The 19,012-nt window shown below is 62.7% G+C and carries 33 protein-coding genes; 30 read left to right on the forward strand and 3 right to left on the reverse strand.

Annotated elements, in window-relative coordinates; genetic code table 11:
* Positions 1-5: 5 nt before the first annotated feature.
* Both NE584_RS12020 and NE584_RS12025 read right to left on the reverse strand, forming a co-directional pair.
* The gene (locus NE584_RS12020) at positions 6-425 is read right to left on the reverse strand and encodes an ImmA/IrrE family metallo-endopeptidase (RefSeq protein WP_256182909.1); all 420 of its coding nucleotides are present in this window, start codon (positions 423-425) and stop codon (positions 6-8) included.
* Positions 418-789: a helix-turn-helix transcriptional regulator gene (locus NE584_RS12025; protein ID WP_157954767.1), complete on the reverse strand. Its 372-nt coding sequence runs from the start codon at positions 787-789 to the stop codon at positions 418-420. The genes NE584_RS12020 and NE584_RS12025 overlap by 8 nt, the downstream gene beginning before the upstream one ends.
* A gap of 146 nt (positions 790-935) precedes the next feature.
* Between NE584_RS12025 and NE584_RS12030 the strand changes: the two genes are divergently transcribed.
* Together NE584_RS12030 and NE584_RS12035 are read left to right on the forward strand one after the other, a co-directional pair.
* Entirely contained in the window at positions 936-1,157 is a 222-nt protein-coding gene (locus tag NE584_RS12030; RefSeq protein WP_256182910.1) for a helix-turn-helix transcriptional regulator, read from the forward strand.
* Between the two features lie 14 nt (positions 1,158-1,171).
* Positions 1,172-1,333 (forward strand): hypothetical protein, encoded by a 162-nt coding sequence (locus NE584_RS12035; RefSeq protein ID WP_256182911.1) that lies wholly within the window; start codon positions 1,172-1,174, stop codon positions 1,331-1,333.
* Between the two features lie 12 nt (positions 1,334-1,345).
* Here the strand turns inward: NE584_RS12035 and NE584_RS12040 are convergent, their stop codons facing one another.
* Positions 1,346-1,513, reverse strand: coding sequence for a hypothetical protein (locus tag NE584_RS12040; protein ID WP_256182912.1), 168 nt, complete (start codon positions 1,511-1,513; stop codon positions 1,346-1,348).
* Positions 1,514-1,642: 129 nt separating this feature from the next.
* Here NE584_RS12040 and NE584_RS12045 point away from each other — a divergent pair, with 129 nt between their 5' ends.
* The 28 genes from NE584_RS12045 to NE584_RS12180 all read left to right on the forward strand — a co-directional run bounded on the left by NE584_RS12045 (position 1,643) and on the right by NE584_RS12180 (position 19,003).
* Entirely contained in the window at positions 1,643-2,131 is a 489-nt protein-coding gene (locus NE584_RS12045) for a hypothetical protein (RefSeq protein ID WP_108981366.1), read from the forward strand.
* A 133-nt stretch (positions 2,132-2,264) separates the two neighbouring features.
* Positions 2,265-2,459, forward strand: coding sequence for a hypothetical protein (locus NE584_RS12050; RefSeq protein ID WP_256182913.1), 195 nt, complete (start codon positions 2,265-2,267; stop codon positions 2,457-2,459).
* 124 nt (positions 2,460-2,583) lie between these two features.
* The gene (locus NE584_RS12055) at positions 2,584-2,889 is read left to right on the forward strand and encodes a hypothetical protein (RefSeq protein ID WP_256182914.1); all 306 of its coding nucleotides are present in this window, start codon (positions 2,584-2,586) and stop codon (positions 2,887-2,889) included.
* Positions 2,882-3,670: a helix-turn-helix domain-containing protein gene (locus NE584_RS12060; protein ID WP_256182915.1), complete on the forward strand. Its 789-nt coding sequence runs from the start codon at positions 2,882-2,884 to the stop codon at positions 3,668-3,670. Before NE584_RS12055 ends, NE584_RS12060 begins: the two co-directional genes overlap by 8 nt.
* Entirely contained in the window at positions 3,670-4,989 is a 1,320-nt protein-coding gene (locus NE584_RS12065; protein WP_256182916.1) for a DnaB-like helicase C-terminal domain-containing protein, read from the forward strand. The genes NE584_RS12060 and NE584_RS12065 overlap by 1 nt, the downstream gene beginning before the upstream one ends.
* 18 nt (positions 4,990-5,007) lie before the next feature.
* Positions 5,008-5,787 carry a ParA family protein gene (locus NE584_RS12070; RefSeq protein WP_256182917.1) on the forward strand — a complete coding sequence of 260 codons (780 nt, stop codon included), beginning with the start codon at positions 5,008-5,010 and terminating at the stop codon, positions 5,785-5,787.
* Entirely contained in the window at positions 5,780-6,763 is a 984-nt protein-coding gene (locus NE584_RS12075; protein ID WP_256182918.1) for a DUF3102 domain-containing protein, read from the forward strand. Before NE584_RS12070 ends, NE584_RS12075 begins: the two co-directional genes overlap by 8 nt.
* A 36-nt stretch (positions 6,764-6,799) precedes the next feature.
* Positions 6,800-7,234, forward strand: a complete 435-nt coding sequence (locus tag NE584_RS12080) for a single-stranded DNA-binding protein (protein ID WP_368670726.1) — start codon at positions 6,800-6,802, stop codon at positions 7,232-7,234.
* Between the two features lie 35 nt (positions 7,235-7,269).
* Positions 7,270-7,638: a hypothetical protein gene (locus tag NE584_RS12085; RefSeq protein WP_256182919.1), complete on the forward strand. Its 369-nt coding sequence runs from the start codon at positions 7,270-7,272 to the stop codon at positions 7,636-7,638.
* Positions 7,622-7,999 (forward strand): hypothetical protein, encoded by a 378-nt coding sequence (locus tag NE584_RS12090; RefSeq protein WP_256182920.1) that lies wholly within the window; start codon positions 7,622-7,624, stop codon positions 7,997-7,999. The genes NE584_RS12085 and NE584_RS12090 overlap by 17 nt, the downstream gene beginning before the upstream one ends.
* Positions 7,992-8,222 (forward strand): hypothetical protein, encoded by a 231-nt coding sequence (locus NE584_RS12095; protein ID WP_256182921.1) that lies wholly within the window; start codon positions 7,992-7,994, stop codon positions 8,220-8,222. Before NE584_RS12090 ends, NE584_RS12095 begins: the two co-directional genes overlap by 8 nt.
* Positions 8,222-8,458, forward strand: a complete 237-nt coding sequence (locus NE584_RS12100) for a hypothetical protein (RefSeq protein WP_256182922.1) — start codon at positions 8,222-8,224, stop codon at positions 8,456-8,458. The genes NE584_RS12095 and NE584_RS12100 overlap by 1 nt, the downstream gene beginning before the upstream one ends.
* Positions 8,458-8,682 (forward strand): hypothetical protein, encoded by a 225-nt coding sequence (locus NE584_RS12105; RefSeq protein ID WP_256182923.1) that lies wholly within the window; start codon positions 8,458-8,460, stop codon positions 8,680-8,682. The genes NE584_RS12100 and NE584_RS12105 overlap by 1 nt, the downstream gene beginning before the upstream one ends.
* A 3-nt stretch (positions 8,683-8,685) precedes the next feature.
* Positions 8,686-8,892: a hypothetical protein gene (locus NE584_RS12110; RefSeq protein ID WP_256182924.1), complete on the forward strand. Its 207-nt coding sequence runs from the start codon at positions 8,686-8,688 to the stop codon at positions 8,890-8,892.
* Positions 8,893-8,961: 69 nt separating this feature from the next.
* The gene (locus NE584_RS12115) at positions 8,962-9,447 is read left to right on the forward strand and encodes a hypothetical protein (protein WP_256182925.1); all 486 of its coding nucleotides are present in this window, start codon (positions 8,962-8,964) and stop codon (positions 9,445-9,447) included.
* The gene (locus tag NE584_RS12120) at positions 9,440-10,210 is read left to right on the forward strand and encodes a hypothetical protein (protein ID WP_256182926.1); all 771 of its coding nucleotides are present in this window, start codon (positions 9,440-9,442) and stop codon (positions 10,208-10,210) included. The genes NE584_RS12115 and NE584_RS12120 overlap by 8 nt, the downstream gene beginning before the upstream one ends.
* 85 nt (positions 10,211-10,295) lie before the next feature.
* Positions 10,296-10,484 carry a cysteine-rich KTR domain-containing protein gene (locus tag NE584_RS12125; RefSeq protein WP_108981622.1) on the forward strand — a complete coding sequence of 63 codons (189 nt, stop codon included), beginning with the start codon at positions 10,296-10,298 and terminating at the stop codon, positions 10,482-10,484.
* Between the two features lie 70 nt (positions 10,485-10,554).
* Positions 10,555-10,917, forward strand: coding sequence for an HNH endonuclease signature motif containing protein (locus NE584_RS12130; RefSeq protein WP_256182927.1), 363 nt, complete (start codon positions 10,555-10,557; stop codon positions 10,915-10,917).
* Positions 10,918-11,106: 189 nt separating this feature from the next.
* Positions 11,107-11,859 carry a site-specific DNA-methyltransferase gene (locus tag NE584_RS12135; protein ID WP_256182928.1) on the forward strand — a complete coding sequence of 251 codons (753 nt, stop codon included), beginning with the start codon at positions 11,107-11,109 and terminating at the stop codon, positions 11,857-11,859.
* A 20-nt stretch (positions 11,860-11,879) separates the two neighbouring features.
* Positions 11,880-12,386: a phage terminase small subunit P27 family gene (locus NE584_RS12140; RefSeq protein ID WP_256182929.1), complete on the forward strand. Its 507-nt coding sequence runs from the start codon at positions 11,880-11,882 to the stop codon at positions 12,384-12,386.
* Between the two features lie 3 nt (positions 12,387-12,389).
* Positions 12,390-14,189 carry a terminase large subunit gene (locus NE584_RS12145; protein WP_256182930.1) on the forward strand — a complete coding sequence of 600 codons (1,800 nt, stop codon included), beginning with the start codon at positions 12,390-12,392 and terminating at the stop codon, positions 14,187-14,189.
* A 1-nt stretch (position 14,190) separates the two neighbouring features.
* Positions 14,191-14,385, forward strand: coding sequence for a hypothetical protein (locus NE584_RS12150; protein ID WP_108981347.1), 195 nt, complete (start codon positions 14,191-14,193; stop codon positions 14,383-14,385).
* Positions 14,382-15,605: a phage portal protein gene (locus NE584_RS12155; protein WP_256182931.1), complete on the forward strand. Its 1,224-nt coding sequence runs from the start codon at positions 14,382-14,384 to the stop codon at positions 15,603-15,605. Before NE584_RS12150 ends, NE584_RS12155 begins: the two co-directional genes overlap by 4 nt.
* On the forward strand, positions 15,598-16,314 hold the full coding sequence (locus NE584_RS12160; RefSeq protein WP_108981345.1) for an ATP-dependent Clp protease proteolytic subunit: 717 nt from the start codon (positions 15,598-15,600) through the stop codon (positions 16,312-16,314). The genes NE584_RS12155 and NE584_RS12160 overlap by 8 nt, the downstream gene beginning before the upstream one ends.
* A 198-nt stretch (positions 16,315-16,512) precedes the next feature.
* Positions 16,513-17,805 (forward strand): phage major capsid protein, encoded by a 1,293-nt coding sequence (locus NE584_RS12165; protein ID WP_256182932.1) that lies wholly within the window; start codon positions 16,513-16,515, stop codon positions 17,803-17,805.
* A 12-nt stretch (positions 17,806-17,817) separates the two neighbouring features.
* Entirely contained in the window at positions 17,818-18,231 is a 414-nt protein-coding gene (locus NE584_RS12170) for a hypothetical protein (RefSeq protein ID WP_108981344.1), read from the forward strand.
* Between the two features lies 1 nt (position 18,232).
* Complete coding sequence (locus tag NE584_RS12175) at positions 18,233-18,541, forward strand: hypothetical protein (protein WP_256182933.1); 309 nt, start codon at positions 18,233-18,235, stop codon at positions 18,539-18,541.
* A gap of 273 nt (positions 18,542-18,814) precedes the next feature.
* A complete protein-coding gene (locus NE584_RS12180) occupies positions 18,815-19,003 on the forward strand; it encodes a head-tail adaptor protein (RefSeq protein ID WP_256182934.1) in 189 nt (62 codons plus the stop codon).
* Positions 19,004-19,012: the final 9 nt, after the last annotated feature.

The raw sequence follows: 19,012 nt of genomic DNA on the forward strand, positions 1-19,012 counted from the left end.
CAAGGCTAAACTAAAATGGAAGAATTGCGATAAAATTCCAGAGCATTGCGTAAAAAAAACTCTGTCACGCCAAAATATTCGGCCAGTTCCCAGGGCTCACGATATCCCTGGAGACAGGCTTCTGCCAGCTCGTCCTGCGGGACGAGCTTTTTGTATGCCCATTTGTTTGCCCGGTTCTCATATTTCTGGCGGACATCCCGGGCCGCATAGCGGTTATAAAAGGAGCCGGTCTCGCAGTGGCCCAGCTCGTGGGCCAGCTTGACCTTCTCATCGGCCAGAGTGGACATCCGCCAGGGGTCCATGGCGATGGCACAGGAGCCGTCCTCCAACGGAAGCGAGAGGGATTCTGCGGTCCCCAGGTCAAACCAATAGATCTCTGTCCCGTGTTCCTCGGCCAGACCGTAGAGATCCAGCAGATCAGTCATGTTTCTCTTTCTCCTCCCGGCGCTTCTGGGCGACAAAGGCGGCAAATCGTTCCACATCGTCCCACATGGCGTCCAGGTCCTCCTGGGTCAGATCCTTCTCGCCACCCCAGAAGGCGGCCTGAAGGTTTTCCCTGAAATTCTGCTTGGCATTGCCTTCTCCACCTAAAACCAGTTCTTTACCAAGCAATTCATCGGTAGTGACCCCAAAAATTTTTGCCAGTTTTACCACTGTCTCGGGGTTTGGAGTTGCTTTGTCAGTCTCCCATCTGGCAACGGCCTGCTGACTTACAAATAATTTGCCTGCGAGTTCTTTTTGACTTAAACCAGCAGCCAACCGATACTTGCGCAGCTGAGTACTAAACACTGATTCCACCCCCTGTTGCTACTAGAGTACAACATAAAATTGTAAATCGCAATAGAGAAAATAAAATTTGCTATTGACAACAACAAAAAATAGTACTATATTAAACGCACAACAAAAAGTAGTTAAAACAAAAGGGGAAGTAACTAATGCACAACATTAGGGTGTTGCGTGAGAAAATAGGTTTCTCACAACAGCAGGTTGCTGAGTCCGTCAATGTAAGCCAGCAGGCTGTAGCAAGATGGGAAAACGGTTTGGCAAAGCCAAGAGCGGATTTACTGCCCGAATTAGCGGTGTTATTCCACTGTACTATTGATGAACTCTTTAAGGAGCCTGACAACAAAACACCCCCGGCCGGGCCGGGGGCGTGAGAGGGGGTGAGGGGATGGGCAAATATCTTGCAGTTCTCAAGATTGATGATGAAGAACTGAAATCGATTTTTGAGGATCTGAAGGATGCGGAGGAAAAAATCTGGAGTTGCTATGGCAGACTGAAAGAACTTGGTGTAATTGAGGTCTGCAAAAAAGAAACCGCCAGCGGCAACTGACGGCTTTTCATGTTAAAGTTTCTCCAATTCATCTACAAATGCTGTCAAAACGGTCTTAATGCTGTCACGGAGTTTGTTTATATCCCCGGTAGTTGCGGGTTTGCTTTGGCTCCATGAGTGCGGGGCTGAACTTAATTCAAACCGATGGATAGCCTGACGTAACTTTTCAGTGTCAACCATAATGTCACCTCCTTCCTACCGCCCATATTTTACCACGGGCGGGGGAAGGGGACAAGACGAATGTTCGAGTGACGGCAGCACGAAAACGGACAAGCGCCGATGAATACCATGACGAGGGAGGTGACCGGCGTGGAAGTAACAGAGACCATGGACTATTGGTATGACATCGTGACCCGGAAGGAGTACCGGGTCAAAGTGATTCGCCGGGTGGGCCCTCATCAGGTGGAGGACCAGGATGGAAATCTGGTCCAGGTAACGGAGTCGGTCACCTTTGAGGCCAGCCCGCCCATGGGGACCCCGGTGATCTACATAGACGGGGAGAAGGCTGTGAAGGCCGACCTGGTCGTGGAGGTGACGCAGACTACGGAGTCAAACGGGGACAAGGAGTATCCCTTGACGATTACGAAATGGAGCGGCCTGCATGAGATCCAGGACCGGCAGGGGAGGACCGTCCGGGTGGACCGGACCGTATTCTCGGACGCCGGGCCGAAGATGGGAATCTCCAGGAGCATGATCCGGCACCGGGAGATCCCTTACACCGCAGAAGAGAGGGAGGAGGGCCGCCGGAACATCCAGCGCGTGGTCACCCAGTGCCTCCAGGCGCAGGGGATCTGGTAGGGAGGCGGAGACATGTGGTCCAGACTGAAGAAAAAACACCCCTGGCTCTATGAGGCAGCGGAGTGGGGCATGCTGGCGCTTTCGGCTGGGGCCTTTGTCCTGGCCTGCGCCGTGTATTTTGGGAGGTAACAGTATGATGACGACCATGACGACACCGGCAAATGTGTCGGACCAGCTGATGGGGCTGTACGGGCCGGAGCAGCTGAGGGAGGTGGAGCGTCTGTCCACCTACAACTACCGGGCCCGGCTGGCCGGCGGCGAGATCGTGCTGGCCGTGGTCCGGGGAGACGGCTCCCTGGCGCTGATCGAGCCGGAGATGGACGGATGATGGGATATAAAAAGTCCCGGACGGCTCGCTCAAACCGTCCGGGACAGTTGACAAAGAGGTTTGTCAACCATGAGAACATCTGTATTATACCACGAGAACATGTGTTTGACAAGGGGGGATTGGGATGATCCCAGAAAATTTACGGGAACAGTGGGCCCGAGAGGTGGAACGCCAGGAGCTGCTGTTTTTGGCCTGCAACGGCGGCGGCTGGCCGGATGTGCTCAAAGACCTGGAGCCAGCGGGGCGCCGGGTGGCACTGCGCCGTATTGGCTTCCGGGGGGCGGAGGAGTACGACATGCCCATCGATCCGATGAAGGAGGTCACGCCAGATAACCGGGAGCCCTGGGTCCGGCTGACAAATGGTGTAGCGGTCTGTCTTCGGGACGGATTTGTTTACAGAGGGGGCGGAAGGCGGTGCCGCCATGAGTGAGAGCAGCGTCCGCAGCGGACGGAAAAAGGGCTATGTGGTCCTGTTCCGGGAGGTGGCCCAGGATGACCGGCTGAGCCTGGAGGCCCGGGGGCTGTTCGCCCTGATAGTCTCCCTGCCTGACGACTGGGAGTACACCGTGTCCGGGCTGGCGGTCAAGGCCGGATGCGGCCGGGAGAAGGTGCGCCGCCTGCTGAAGGAGCTCCAGACAGTGGGCTACCTGATCCGGGAGCAGTCCCATGACAGCGGCGGCAAGTTCGGCGGCAACGTGTACGTCCTCCAGGACGAGGCGCCACCGTTGCCCGGAAACCCGTCCAACGGTGAAGCAGAAAAAACGCCGTTGCCCGAAAATACCGTCAACGGGGAAAACCGTCAACGGGAGACACCGTCAGCGGGTTTTCCGCCACAACAGAATAAAGACTTAACAGAAGAAGAGACTAAAAAACCCCCTAAAGCCCCCCAGGGGGGCAAACGGCCCAGCAAGTACGATCTGGCGGAGGACGCCAAGCCCCTCCTGCTGGCCTATGTGGGGGAGGACCGGGAGCTGCACCAGGCCTTGGGGGCGTTTATCGAATTGCGGACCCAGCTCCGGGCCATCAACTCGGCCCGGGCGGTGAAGATGCTCCTGGGTGAGCTGGACAGGCTCTCGGAGGGCCGCCGGGAGGACAAGCTGCTGCTGATCCGCCAGTCTGTGGCCAACAGCTGGAAATCAGTCTTCCCTCTGCGCAGGGGCGGGAGCCCGGCGGAGCAGTCCATGCCGCCCCAGAGATGGGGGTGGGACTGATGGCGGACTATCTGCTGGCCCAGTCCAGCGTGCTGGGGTCCATGCTGATCTCCCCGCAGATCGTGGGCGACGTGATGACCAACCTCCAGCCGGAGGACTTCACCGAGCCCATGGGGCAGGAGGTGTTCCTGGCCATCCGGGCCCTGCACCTGGCGGGGGAGAAGATCGACCCGGTGTGTGTGCTCAACCAGATGGGCGGGCCGGACCCGGGCCGCCGGAAGTACCTGCTGGCCTTGATGCGGGAGACCCCGACGGCGCAGAACTACCGGGAGTACATGGACATTGTCCGGGAGCAGTCCCGGCTCCGGGAGATCCAGCGGGCGGGGCTGGCCCTGGCTGGCACGGATATCACCCTGGAGACGGCCCGGGAACCGGTGTCGCGGCTCTATGAGCTGATGATGGACCGGCGGGGCGTGGAGTGCGTGGACATGGAGCAGGGGATGCTGGACTTCTACGCAGAGCTGGAGCGGACGCCCCGGTATCTACCCTGGGGGATGGACTTCCTGGACGAGGGGCTGACGGCGGAGGGCGGAGACTTTGTGGTGCTGGGCGGCTACCCGTCGGACGGCAAGACCGCGCTGGCGCTGTCCATGGCCTACGCCCAGGCGGAGACACTGCGGGTGGGGTTCTTCTCCCTGGAGACCAAGACCTCCAAGCTGTTCAGCCGCATCTGCTCCATGGTGGCCCAGGTCAGCAGCCAGCGCATCAAGCGCCGGGAGCTGACAGAGGAGGACTACTTCCAGCTGGAGCGCAAGGTGGACGAGGTCAAAAAGCGCAGGCTCTCCCTGATCCGGGCGTCCAGCATGACGGTGGAGGACATCCGTGCCTATACCCTCGCCCACCGGTTCGACGTGATCTATGTGGACTACCTGACCCTGATCCGGGCGCCGGGAAAGACCGAGTTTGACCAGGCGACTTACATCTCCAAGGCCCTGCACCAGATGGCCCAGGACCTCAACATCACGGTGGTGGCCCTGTCCCAGCTGTCCCGGCCGGAGGGCGGGAAGCCAAAGCCGCCCACCCTGGCCTCCCTGCGCTCCTCCGGACAGATCGAGCAGGACGCGGACGTGGTCATGTTCATTTTCCGGGAGGAGCCGGGGCTGTTACGGAGCCGGCGTATCCTCCGGGTGGCCAAAAACAAGGAGGGCGAGACAGGACAGATCCCGCTGGTGTTTCGTGGCGAGACCCAGACCTTCCGGCCAGACTCCGTGGGGATCATGCTCCCGCGGACCAAGGAGGAGCCGCAGTACAAGCAGATGGAGTTTGGAGCGCTGGAGGACCCAGGGGAGGATACCCCCGACGAGTTCACAAAAAATTGACACAAAGGAGTTATCACCATGAGAACATTTGCAATCGTCAACCGAAAGGGCGGGGTGGGGAAGACGACCACCGCTGTGAATCTGGCCTATGTGCTGGCTACCAGCTGCCACCTGCGGGTGCTGCTGGTGGATGCGGACGGGCAGGCCAACGCCACCCAGATCCTGCTCCCACGGGGGGAGTACGACGGGCTGGGGGCCCTGATGCGGGGCATGGCTATCTGCTATGACGAGCTGGTGGTACATACCGACGTGGAGGGGCTGGATGTCCTCCCGGCGTCGGAGGATCTGTGGGCCCTGGACCTGGAGGCCGCCGGCGGCGAGGGTGGCCGGAGCTACCGGACCCTGCGGGACATGCGGGAGGCGGTGGACGAGGACGGAGCCTATGACGTGATGGTCATCGACTGCCCGCCCAACCTGTCCGCCGCCTGCGTGTCCGCCATCCTGGCCAGCGACGCCGTCATCATCCCCGTGCTGTCCGACGCCTGCTCTGCCACCGGCGTGGCCGACCTGATGGAGCAGATCGACAGCCTGCGGTATATCCGGCCGGAGATCCGGGTGGCCGGGGTGCTGGTCAACCAGTGGCACCGCTCCCCGGTGGTGGAGGATGCGGCGGCCTATCTCCGGGAGGACGGGCGGGTGCCGGTATATGACACCGTCATCCGCAGGACGGACAAGGTGCCGGAGAGCTCCTGGGCCCGGATGGCCGTCCAGCAGTGGAGCCCCTGGTGCTCCGCCGCCAGAGACTACCGGGCGTGGGCGGCTGAGCTGCTGACAAAGGAGGGGCTGGACCATGAGTAAGCCGGATCTGGGGCGGATCATCGCCCAGACGATGGCGCCGCCGGCAGACGGGCGGACCATTGAGACCATCACCAAGGACATTCTGGAGGCCCAGCGTCGGGGTGGGGAGGCTGTCCTGACCATCGGGCGGTGCCTCATCGAGGCCAAGGACATGTTACCACACGGAGAGTGGCTACCCTGGCTGGCCGAAAAGGTAGGATACTCTGAAAAGACTGCTCAGAATTTCATGCGCCTGGCACGGGAGTTCTCAAATCCGCAAGCGATTGCGGATTTGGGGGCCACAAAGGCACTGAAGCTCCTGGCCCTGCCGCCGGATGAGCGGGAGCGATTTGTAGCCGACCACAATGTCATCGACATGACCACCCGCCAGCTGGAGCAGGCCATCCGGGACCGGGACGAGGCCCGGCAGGCCGCCGAGGCGGCCAAGGCGGACGCGGCTGCGGCGGAGCAGGCCCGGGCCAAGATGGAGGAGGACATGAAGCTGCTCAATGTCCGCTTGTCTGGGGCGCAGGAGGACCGGGAGCAGGCTGCACAGGCTGTGGCCAGGCTGGAGGCACAGCTGGCCGAGCTGAAGGAGCAGCCGGTGGAGGTGGCTGTAGAGACCGTGGTGGACCAGGCGGCCATCGACAAGGCCCGAGAGGAAGCTCAGGTGGCGGTGTCCATAATGCAGGCCAAGCTGGATAAGGCACGGTACGAAAAGGAGCGGGCGGAGGCCAGGCAGAAAAACGCGGAGGAGGCCCTGGAACAGGTCCGGCTCCAGCTGGAGGAGCAGGACAGAGCGGAGAAAAAGGCCGCCCTGGGGGCGGACAAGGACGTGGCCCAGTTTGAAGTCCTCTTTGACCAGGGCAAGGATCTGGCCAACAAGATGCGGGGGATGCTCCTGAAGGCCCGGGGCCGGGAGGACCAGGCCGCAGCCCAGGGGATGGCCAAGGCCCTGCGGGCCCTGGCGGAGGCCATTGGGCGGTGTGCGGAATGAGTAGCTGGTTTGAGCAGGCCCGGGAGGATTGGATGAATGAGGACCCTGATGCTCAATAGGATCGTGATCATGGGACGGCTGGGGCATGAGCCGGAGGTGCGGTACACCCAGAGCGGCAAGCCGGTGGCGTCGTTTTCTCTGGCGGTGGATCGGGATTTTAAGGACAAGGCCAGCGGAGAGCGGGCCACGGACTGGATCGATGTAGTGGCCTGGGACGCCAAGGCCAAATTTGTGCAGCAGTATTTCCATAACGGCCAGCAGGCTGTGGTAGAGGGGCGGCTCCAGATCCGGGACTACACCGGTCGGGATGGGACACGCCGGCGGGCGGCGGAGGAGGTGGCGGACAATATCTATTTTGCCGGCGCCAAAGCCGCCGCCCCCAGCGAGGGTAACGCACCGGAGGAGAGCCTGCCGCCAGAGCCCGGAGAGTCGTTCTCGGAGCTGGAGGATGAGGGCGAACTGCCATTTTGAGGAGGAGTCAATGTGGTGGAAGGGGGAATTGACTGATGACGCGGGAAGAAGCGATAGTCTATTTTGAGTCGTTGCTGAAACGCTTTGAAGAAATGCACGAGACCGAAACATCCTACTGGGGAAAGGTACACACTGAAACAACCATAGAGGCTATACGTACTGCCCTCACCGCCCTCCAGCCCGTCAGCCGGGAGCAGGTGGAGAAGGTGTGGCCTGGGTGCGAAGCTTGCAAAGACGCAGGTTTAGCAATTGGAGAGGTTCAGTTTTATGGACCTTTTGAAGGGCCTATTGATGTATCTGGAAATATGCACTACTGCCCCAATTGTGGTCGCCCTATAACCCCAGTGGCGAGGGACAGACAGGGGAAGAGATTGGAGGCGTTGAAAGATGGCAAGGGCGATTGATGTTGTGCAGGTCAAGGCAGAGATAGCAGCTGAAAAACTGGCTGTCATTATTGAAAATGGGAGCGTTTTGCTAAAAGATATGCAGAGCGGCGAGGCGGTTAAAATTGCCACCCTCACCACGCCGAACGAGCCGCTGACGCTGGAGGAGCTGCGGGAGATGGATGGGGAGCCAGTTTACATGACTTTCCCCTCAGACACTGGGAATCAATGCGGTCATTGGGCATTAGTTGGGACGCAAAGATGGGGTGCTGTATCGCTGATTTATGGTTGCGGATGGTCAAGTTATGAATCCGCCGTAGAAACTTTAGGGGCAAAATTTTACCGCCGCCCGCCGGAGGGAGAGGAGCATTGCTATGGCTGACCTGATATGCTCTATGATCTGCAAACACCGCTCTAAGCGCCCTCTGCGGAAGTGGCGGAACAAGGATGGAAGCCCGTGCTTTGGGTGCAGTCTGAAATATGTGAAGATCTCCCGGGTGTTTGACATGGATGGAGATATTTGTGCCGTTGCCGGGGAGGGGAACATGGCTCATTGCGCGTTTTATGAGCCGCTGGATGAGCCGGAGGGAGAGGAGGACACCTGATGGACATTTCTGGCACTGGAATAAAACATATCACCATGTTTGACCGGCAGTACACGCCGGAAAAGCAGGCGGAGGGACTGGCAATCTCTCAGGCCATCGTGTTTGGGCATTGTGACAAGTGCGCCTTTTTGCCACAATGCTCGACACAGGGGGCTGAATTCACGTTCCCTGCCGTCGCATGGTGTATGCATCGCAAGGCAGAAATCCTTGCGGATATGCAAAAGGAGGACACCTGATGGACATTGAGAAGCTGATTGAGCAGTTAAAGAGCGCCGCAGGAGGACCAGAAGGCATTAAGATGTGCCACGCCGCCGCCACCGCCCTCTCCACGCTCCAGCCCAGCAACGAGCCGCTGACACCGTGCGACTTGTGCCTATACGACCCACCATCGAGTTTTGGAGGAAAGCCGTGCTCCATTTGCCCGGCAGTGAGGCGTACTTCGGAAGGAGAGGGAATATAAAGCATGATAAGTCAGGGATTAGAAGATTTTTTGACCTATCTCCGGGAAACGGAACAGCAGATGCACATGGCGGCGCAGTCGGAACAGGAGGCTAACGATGCCACTCAGGATATTCTTCACCGGCTGGAGCTGTGCGATATTGATGGTGAGACGGCAGAAACCCTTGCATTGAAACTCCAGGCAGTCCGGCGGCCGGAATGGTCAAGCTGACCTGGCAATGGAGAATCTGCTGGGCCACGGGGAAACACGGACAAAAGAGGGAAGGGAGCGGGGACAAGAATGGATCATGAAGCGGTTTTGCCGGATCGAGTGAGAGAGCCGGGCTCCGTCCTGGTGATCCGGCTGCCTATCCAGAATGAGGTGCGCTCGCTCCAGAATTACCGGCGGTATGTGCTGGAGTCCATTGCCCAAGGAATCCTGGTGCTGGGCAAGGATGTGACCTACTGTGTGGAGCAGCTTGGGTGGATTCCTCCGGTGGTGCTGGGGGAGGAGCCGCCGGTGCCGGAGGAGCCGGAACCGTCCAGTCCGCAATGCACAGGGAGAAACGCTGCGGAGAAGCGGCGGATCTTTGAACGGCTCCAGCTGTTCCGGGGGGCCAATGGGCTGGGCTGTCTGCGCCGGATCTCTGATAAATGTACGTTTGGCATCACGGACGACCTGCTCCGGGACATCCTGACCGGCAATGCCTCCCCGACCATCAAGGAGTGGCGGGAGATTGGCCGGGCGCTGGACGAGCTGGAGGGAAAGGGGGCCGCCAGTGAGTAAGACCTTGAAGCAGGTCCGGGCCGGCCGCCTCGTGTGCGCGGTGGTCTACACCACGGCCGCCGCCGGAGACTCGCCCCGGGCCCGGACCCAGAAGCAGCGGGCATCTACCGCCGCCCGGGATAAGCTGAACGCCAGGACCTCATTCCAGAAGCTGGAACGGACTCTGGCGGCCAATTTTGACAACGGGGACCTGTTCATTACCCTGACCTATGATGATACGCACCTGCCGGAGGACCGGGAGGCGGCCATCCGGCGAATACGGTCGTTCCTCTCCAAACTGCGGAAGGCCAGAAAGCCCCGAGGACAGCTGCTCCACTATATTTATGTGACAGAGGGCGGATGTCCTGGCGGCCGGCTCCACCACCATCTGGTTGTCAACAGCACCGGAGAGGACCTGGAGGAGATCCGCCGGCTCTGGATCTATGGAGACAATGTAGAGGTGCGGCGGCTGGAGTTCAATCAGGGCCACACCTACGAGGACCTGGCCAGCTACCTGACCAAGGAGCCGCGGGAGTGGGGACACCCACAGGTGGGAGAGCGGACCTGGACGCCGTCTCTGGGGCTGGCCCGGACAGAGCCGGAGACGGAGACCGTCCCGGACTATGTGACGCTGACGGCTCCGCCCGAGGCCGTGATCCTGCAAAATGAGGGACCTGTCCGCAATGGATACGGCGAATTTGCCTGGATCAAATATATGCTGCCCTACCAGCCGGACCGGAGACGGGCCAGGAGCAAGCGGCGGCGCAGACGGAAGAAAGAATAGGCTTTTCTATTCTTTTCGGTCTCGGGGGTAAGTATATTCTCTTTGATTTCTCAGAAAAAGGGGGTAAAAAGATTTGCAATCGAACATGCGTTGTGGTAAAATCATCGTGAGGGACGGATGGGTGATCTGCCCGGTGTGCCAACGGGGAAAACTCCTGAAGGTCCGCGCAGACACGACCGCCCGAAACCTGCCACGCAAGTGCAAACGCTGCGGACAGGAGACCCTCGTGAATATCGAAGCGCCTGAGCCCGCGTCCAAAGTGACCAGCGCCTGAGCCGATGACAACCCGAGCAGTCGGGTGTCGTGGCTTGGGCGCTTTTTGTTTTGCCTGGAGGTGATAGCCCATGGCCCTGAAGCCGCTCAGGCCGTGCCGACACCCGGGGTGTGCCGCCCTGACCCGGGAGGGGTACTGTCCCAAGCACAAGCCTCAGAAAGCCCCTCGCCGGGTCTCGGCGGAGTATCACAGCTGGTACAGCCTGCCTATCTGGACGGACGACCTGCGCCCGGCGCAGCTCCTGCGGGAGCCGTTCTGCCGCGAGTGCGCCAAGCGTGGTGACCGTATCTGGGCCACGGTAGTGGACCACATCAAGCCGCACCGGGGGAGCTGGCCGCTGTTCATCGACCCGGCCAACCACCAGAGCCTGTGCAAGCGCTGCCATGACCGCAAGACGGCCTTGGAGCAGCGGAAAACGGGGGGCTTTTTTTGAGCACTGCACGGGAGACATGGCGGGACGCTTGGGCGCAGGCGCGCGGCTGGGCATGCGCCTATCCGGGCGCAGGGAGGCCTTCGGCCTCAGACCCTCCCCCCGGGTCAAAAAAGTCTGCGTGAAAGTGTGCAAGACCGCAGGCATCCCGCTGCGCGAAAAAATTTCCCCATGAGATGGGAGGCGAAAGTGATGGATCGAGAAACGATCAAGCGGCAGATACAGCTCTACCACAGCGACTGCCTGGTGGGCATGGAGCGGGTGGAGAGCGGAAGCGGGGATCTGATCCTCTGCGACCTGCCGTATGGCACTACAGACTGCTCCTGGGATACTGTGATCCCGTTTGAACCGCTGTGGGCGCAGTACCGCCGGGTGCTGAAGCCGAGAGGGGCCGCGGTGCTGATGGCGGCCCAACCCTTTGCGACGGACCTGATCAACAGCGCCAGAAAACTGTTCCGCTATGATCTGGTCTGGGAGAAATCGGCTCCAGTGGGTTTTGCCAACTGCCACAGGCAGCCCCTGCGGTCTCATGAGCTGATACTGGTATTTTACAGGCACCTTCCGACCTATCACCCCCAGGGGCTGATCAAGCTGGAGAAGCCAATCCAGAAGGCGGCTGCCCGCCGGGGAGGAAATGTCTATCACAGCCTGGGGCGGGCATGTGTGCAGACCTACACCAACTACCCCCGCTCGATCCTTCGCTTCCCCTTCCGGGGGCGCCGGGAGCATCCCACGCAGAAGCCGCTGGAGCTGATGGAGTATCTGGTGAACACTTACACGGACCCGGGAGACCTGGTGATGGACAACTGCATGGGGAGCGGGACCACAGCTGTGGCGGCGCTGAATACCGGGCGGAGGTTCATCGGCTTTGAGCGGGAACTGAATTACTACCAAACGGCCTGCCGGCGGGTGGCGGACCGGGCGGAAGAACTGACGGCGGCATAGGAGCAGGGAGGTGATGCGGGATGCCAGGACCGAGACAGCCCACGGATCTGGTGAAGGCCAGGGGAAAAAAGCATTTTTCCCAGACGGAGGAGGACCAGCGCAGGGACCAGGAGGTCCATGTGCAGCCGCCGGACCGGGCGGAGCCGCCCCGGTGGCTGGGGAAGAAGTTCCACGCTGAGTTCCGGGAGATCGGGGAGATCCTGCGCCAGGCCGGCCTTTACACGGAGCTGGACCGGGATGTGCTGGGCCAGTTCCTGGTAGCCCGGGAGCGGTGGCTCCGGTCGGACAGGCTGGCCTCCGCCGCCATCCGGGCCAGGGACGAGAAGCTGGCTAAGGAGTGGACGGCTGTCCAGAGCTCCTATTTCCGGCAGTGCCGGCAGTGCGCCGAGGTGATGGGGCTGTCCATCTCCTCCCGGTGCCGGCTGGTGGTGCCGGAGGTGCTGGCCAACGCGGCCAAGGACGAGGGCGAGGAAGACGAGTTCACCCGCGCGCTGAAGGCCAGGCAGGCCAGGGCGGCGGGGGGCTGAGCCATGGAGGAGCGGGACGAAGAGAGCGGGCGCTTTGTGTGCGACTTTGTGGAGCGCCTGCCCACTACGGACACGGGGAAGCCCTTCCGGCTGTATGAGTGGCAGCGGGAGACGCTGATGGAGTTCTACTCTACCATGGAGCGGGACGAGGAAAGCGGCCGGCTGCTGAGGAAGTATCAATATCTCTATCTGGAGATCCCCAAGAAGAACGGAAAGAGCGAGCTGTCCGCCGCCCTGGGCCTGTATCACCTGTTCGGTGACGGGGAGCTGAACGCGGAGGTGTATCTCTGCGCCGCGGATAAGGACAATGCGGGCATCGTGTTCCGGGCGGCGGTGTTCATGCTGGAGACCGCCCCCTGGACCGCCAAAATGATCGCCCGAGGAGAGCTGAAGGTCGTCCGATCCCAAAAGCGGATTGAATACCGAAGGCGGGTGAAGGCGGAGAACGGCGGCCTGCGCTGGGTCACGGTGGGGCTGATGCAGGTGCTCTCCTCGGAGTCCTACTCCAAGCACGGCTACAAGCCCAGCTGCGTGATCTTCGATGAGCTCCACGCCCAGCCTGACCGGAAGCTGTGGGACGTGATGACCGGCGCGGCCGGAGCCGCCCACGACCAGCCGGTTTGGATCGTGCTGACCACTGCGGGCGACGACCCGGACCGGCACAGCATCGGCTGGGAGATCCACGAGCGGGCGGTGGCCATCCGGGACGCCCGGCAGCTGCGCCGCATCCTGGCGGAGGGGGGTGACCCCCGACAGGTGCTCTCCCTGCGGAGGGCGGAGGAGGACGACCTCCCCCGGGCCCAGGCGGCCCTGCTGGAGCGGGACGAGAGCAACTGGCTGCCTGTGCTGTACGGCCTGACTGCCATGTTTGGGGACGACCCGGACGACCTGGACCGGGTGGACATCTGGGACGAGGCGCTGTGGTACCGGTGCAACCCGTCCCTGGGGAAGCATCTGACGCTGCGGGCGCTTCGGCTGGAGGCCCAGGCAGCCAAAAAGAGCCCGGCGGCGGAAAAGCTGTTCCGATGGCTGCGGCTCAATCAGTGGATCAGCGTCAAGGCGGTGGGCTGGCTGCCCCTGACCCTGTACGACAAGACCCAGTGGAACCGGCCGGAGTGGAAGGTGCTCAGCGCGCCGGAGCGGCGGGCGGCGGTACGGGAGTATCTGAGGGGGAAAAAGTGCTACGGCGGGCTGGACCTGTCCACCACCACCGACTTGACGGCCCTGGCCCTTCTCTTCCCGCCCCAGGCGGGGCTGGAGAGCTGGGTGGTCCTGTTTTGGGCCTGGCGGCCGGAGGACGGGACCCTGGAGGCGGAGCAGCGGGATCACGTCCCATACCGGGACTGGGCCCGGGCGGGCTTCCTGGAGCTGTGCCCCGGGGATATGGTGGACTTCTCCATGGTGGAGGAGACGGTGGCCGCTGTGGCGGAGGAGTTCCAGCTGGACACCCTGGGCGTGGACCCCTACCTGTCCCGCACCCTGACGCCCCGGCTCATGGAGCGGCATATCCCGGTGATCGAGGTGCCACAGGACATGAAAAACCTGTCCCCGGCCATGAAAGAGGCGGAGCGGCTGATCCGGGCCCACCAGATGCTCCACGAGCACAACACCTGTGCCCGGTGGAACTTCGGAAACGTGCGCTGCTATGCGGATATCAACGAGAACATCCGGCCCCACAAGCAGCGGAGCATCGGACGCATCGACACTACGGTGGCGTGGATCATCTGTGTGGCCGTGGCGCTGGTGAGGCAGGGAGCGAGCGATATCAACGAGCACATTTTATCCGAGGATTGGGGAATTTGATATGAAAATGCTGAGACGGTTGGGCCATGGGCTGGCCCTGTATCTGGACGATCTGCTGCTCCTGGCGGGCTGCGGGTGCTTCGTCCGGGCGGCCTGGGAGGCATGGGGGCGGCCGGCGGCCCTGGCGGTGGCCGGGACGTGCCTGGTGGCCTATGCCCTGGTGATCGCCCGGGCCCGGGGAGGTGGCGGAAGATGATGCTGGCCAGATCCGTGGGGCGGCCCAGGGCATCCCTGGAGGAGCGCACCCTGTCCTGGGACGAGGTGCAGCAGGCCCTCCGCAGCGCCTTCTTCTCCGGCGAGGAGCCGGACACCGGCCAGAGCGGCGCGGAGCGGCTGTCCCCGGTGGCGGCGGCCCACCGCATCCTGACCAACTCCTTCGGGCTGATCCCCTTCGGGCTCTACCGCAAGGAGGGGGAGGAGCGGGTGGCAGTGGATACTCCAGAGCTGAACCGGGTGCTGAAAATTCGTCCCAACGATTACATGTCCCCCTTCATGCTGCGGAAGGTCGTCATGTCCAACGCCTTCTGGCACGGCTTCGGGGCGGTGTGGAACCGGCAGGGGCCCGGTGGCCGGGTGGTCCAGCGAATCCCCCTGCCCAGCGACTGCTGCGCCATCCGAAAGGACCAGGAGACGGGGCGATACTGGTATGACTACAACGTGGACGGAGTGCGGCGGACCTTTGCCAACTATGAGCTGTCCTTCCTCTACTTTGAGACCTATGACGGCATCCGGGGCCGGGGGCTGCTGGACCTGGCCCGGGAGGCCATCGCCGTGGACGCCATGACCCAGCGGTACGGGAAAAAGTTCTATCAGAACGGGGCGAGGCTGTCCGGCATCGTGGAGATCAACTCTGATGCCAGCCCGGAGACCCGCCAGAAGGTGAAATCGCAGTTCCAGGCCTACGCGACGGACGACGCCTTTGCCGTGGCGGTGCTGGACCACGACATGAAGTTCACCCCGCTGGGGGTCAGCCAGAGCGATGCCCAGTTCATCGAGACCCGGGAGTTCAGCGTGGAGGAGATCAGCCGCTTCACCGGCATCCCAAAGCACATGCTCCAGACGGGCAAGGAGAGCTATGACAGCAACGCCCAGCAGCGGCTCAACTATGTGACGGACACCCTGCTGCCCTATGTGGTGCAGTGGGAGAGCGAGGACAGCTACAAGCTGCCCCTGCCCCAGGAGCGGGACGCGGGGGTCTATGTCCACGGGAACGTGGAGGCGCTGCTGAGGGCCGACCCCACCACCCGGGCAACTTTCTACGAGAAGATGATCCAAAATTCTGTATTCAACCCGGACGAGTGCCGGGCCAAGGAGGAGAAGAACCCCATCCCGGGCGGGTGGGGCAAGCGATTCCTGGTGACCAAAAATCTGGGCTCCCTGGAGTCCGTGCTGAAAGGAGAGGAAAGCAATGCCTGATATCGCACTGCGGGGGGAGCTGTGGGACAACGACAGCGCCGACGTGCTCCGCTTCTGGGGCTGGCGGGACATCACGGCCCCCATGGACATCCAGGCCGCCCTGGAGGCGGCGGGGGGCGAGGACGTGACCCTGCTGGTCAACTCCCCCGGCGGGGACATGACGGTGGGGCTGGAGATCCGGTCCATGCTCCGGCGCTACCAGGGCAGGACCACGGCCCTGTTTCAGGGCTACGGGGCCTCGGCGGCCACTCTGGCGGCCACAGGGTGCCAGACCATCCAGAGCGAGCCGGGGGCCCTGCTGTGCTACCACAACCCCAGCGGCGGGGCCGAGGGGGACTACCGGGCCATGCGCCGGTCCGCGGAGTCCCTGCGCAACGCCCGGGACTGCCTCCTGGAGGTGTACACCGCCCGGAGCGGGGCCCGGGAGGGGATCAGGAGCCGGGAGGAACTGATCTCCCTGATGGACCGGGATATTTTCATCACCCCGACCCAGGCACGGGAGTACGGCCTGATCGACGAGATCGTGGGGGCGGGGGCGGAGGTGGCGGACCCGGCGGCCTTTGTGGCAGCAGCCGGCAGCCGCATCCGGCTGACCCAGGCCATGCGGGAGGGATATCAGTCCCACGTGGCGGGACAGCGGGCCGAGGCGGCCCGGAAGGAACAGGCGGAGCGCATCCTGGCACGGCTCAGGGTGCTGGAGCGATTTTAAGCCCGCCCACCCACCCATTTTGAGGAATAGGGGGCGGAGCCCCCTATGACCCCCGAGCCCTGCGGGCGGCTTTGCCGCCCTGGGGCATAGAAGCGGAATAGGGGGCCTGAGCCCCTATATCCCCTGGGCCCTGCGGGCGGCTGTGCCGTCTCAGGGCTGGCATACAAGAAAACATGCACGATGAGAAAGGAGAAAAACATGGACTACATGGAGAAGATCACCGACCTTCGGGCCCGGAAAAAGGACCTGAAGGACCAGGCCGCCAAGCTGGTGGAGGAGGACAAGCTGGACGATGCCACCGCCCTGGCCGACCAGATGGAGGCCATCAACAAGCAGATCGCCGGGCTGGAGGCCCTGGCCAAGGCCAGCCGTGAGGGCGCCGACCCCGTCTATGACGGCGTGCTGCACGACGGCGAGGGCAAGCCCAGGGACGGCGGGAAGGACGCCCCCAAGCCCTTCGCTACCCTGGGGGAGCAGCTGAAGGCCATCTCTGACTTCCGGAGGAGCCACGTGGAGGACAAGCGGCTCCAGCAGGTGAACAACGCGGCCCTGGGGGCCAACGAGGGCACCGGCGCGGACGGCGGCTTCCTGATCCAGACAGACTTTGCCGGGCAGATCCTGGAGAGCGCGGTGCAGCAGAGCCCCCTGCTCAACCGGCTGGACCGACAGACCTGCTCCAGCGCGGCCAATGCCATGCGGTGGCTGAGCGTGGACGAGACCGATGTGAGCAAGTCGGTGTTCGGCGGGGTGCAGATGTACTGGGCCAGCGAGGCGGGCACCGTGGCGGCCAGCCGGCCCCAGTTCCGGGAGATGAAGATGGACCTGGAGAAGATGATGGGCTTTGCCTACGCCACCGATGAAATGCTCACCGACGCGGCCTTTATGACCGGCTTCTTCGGAAGCGCCTTCACCCTGGCGGCGGACCGGCTGCTGACGGAGAGCGTCATCTCCGGGGACGGGGTGGGCAAGCCCCTGGGCCTGCTCCACTCCAAGGCGCTGCTGGCGGTGGACAAGGAGAGCAGCCAGGCGGCGGGCACCTTTACCGGGGCCAACGCCATCAAGATGCAGGCCCGGGCCATGCCCCGGCACCGGGACCGGCTGGCGTGGCTGATGCACCCCGACGTGGAGGAGCAGCTGCCCTATCTGGCCATCCAGAGCGGCGAGGCGGCCAAGTTCCTGTGGAACCCCGAGGGAGGCATGGGCAACTTCGATACCCAGCGGGTGCTCAACAAGCCGGTGCTGTTTGAGGACAGCTGCTCCGCCCTGGGCAGCAAGGGCGACATCCTGCTGGTGGACCCCTATATGTACATCCTGCTGACCAAGGGTACGGCGAAACAGGACTGGTCCATCCACGTGGAGTTCTTGACGGACCAGAACTGCTTCCGCATGGTGTTCCGGTGCAACGGCGCGCCCAAGGTGAGCAAGCCCCTGACCATCAAGAACAGCACCAAGACCCGCAGCCCCTTTGTGGCGCTGGCGGACCGGAAGTAAGGAGGAGCGTCAATGAAGCGCATTTTTGAGAAGCTGGCCTTTGCAAACGTGTTTGCCCCCCAGTCTGTGGAGGCATCTACGGAGAAGACCACGGGATATGTGGACGCCTCCGGGACGGAGGAGGTGGCCTTTCTGATCTCTGCCGCCGCCCTGGGAAAGGGAAAGAGCCTGACGGTGACGCTGATGGCGGCTGATGACGCCTCCGGGAGCGGCGCCAAGGCAGTGGGGGAGGCCGCGGTATTTACGGACCCGGTGGGGACGGAGCCCCAGGTGGTGGCGGTGAGCTATCAGGTGTCTCCGCTCAACGGCCGGTATGTGGCGGTCAAGCTCCAGCACGACGCCGCGGCGGCGGTGGTGTGCGGGGTGCTGGCCGCAGCGGATGGGATGTATCTGCCCCCGGCCAATGGCATGACCCTGGTGGTATGAGATGGCCATCCCGGAGGAGCTGAAGACCGCGGTGTTCGCCTACTGCCGGGAGGTGGAGGACGAGGAGACCCTGCCGGCCATGACGGTGGCCTGGGATGCGGCGGTGGGGTATCTGGAGGGGGGGGGGGGGGCCCCCCCCCCCCCCGCCCCGGAGAGCACCCGCCACGGCCTCTGGCTGGGGGTGGTGCTGCCCCTTACCCTGGATGCCTATGACCAGAGGGAGGCCCAGACCGAGGGGCAGAACAAGCTCCAGGACAACCCGGTGCTGCGGCGGAAACTGACCCAGCTGAAATTGACAGACGGGATTTAAACCCGCCCACCCGCCCTTTTTGAAGGTGTGGGGGCTTTGCCCCCACGCCCCCGGCAGCCCTGCGGGCGGCTTTGCCGCCCTGGGGCAGGACGGGGGAGAGATAAGCCCCAGGGCGGCGGAGCCGCCCACCAGACCATGACCCAGGCGGGCGGAATGGCCTGTAGGGGCGCATAGTATGCGCCTGTGCAGCCGGCGGCAGAGGGCTTGTAGGGGTGCCGGGCGGATGATATCCGCCCCTACGGGTCCCACAAGGATATGGAGGCTACGACGACGATGGTATCGGCCAGCGGCCTGCGGGCTAGGATCACGATCTACCGCAGGAAAGAGACGGAAAATGAGCTGGAGGAGAAGACCTTCACCTATCAGCCGGAGCGGACGGTGTGGGCGGAGATCGTGCCCACTTCCGGCCGCACCGCGCCCCCGGGGGGGGGCGGGGCCCACGGCAGGGTCTCCAGGATGTAGGAGACCAGG

Source organism: Clostridium sp. DFI.5.61 (genome assembly GCF_024462915.1).
Lineage (GTDB): Bacteria > Bacillota > Clostridia > Oscillospirales > Oscillospiraceae > Lawsonibacter > Lawsonibacter asaccharolyticus.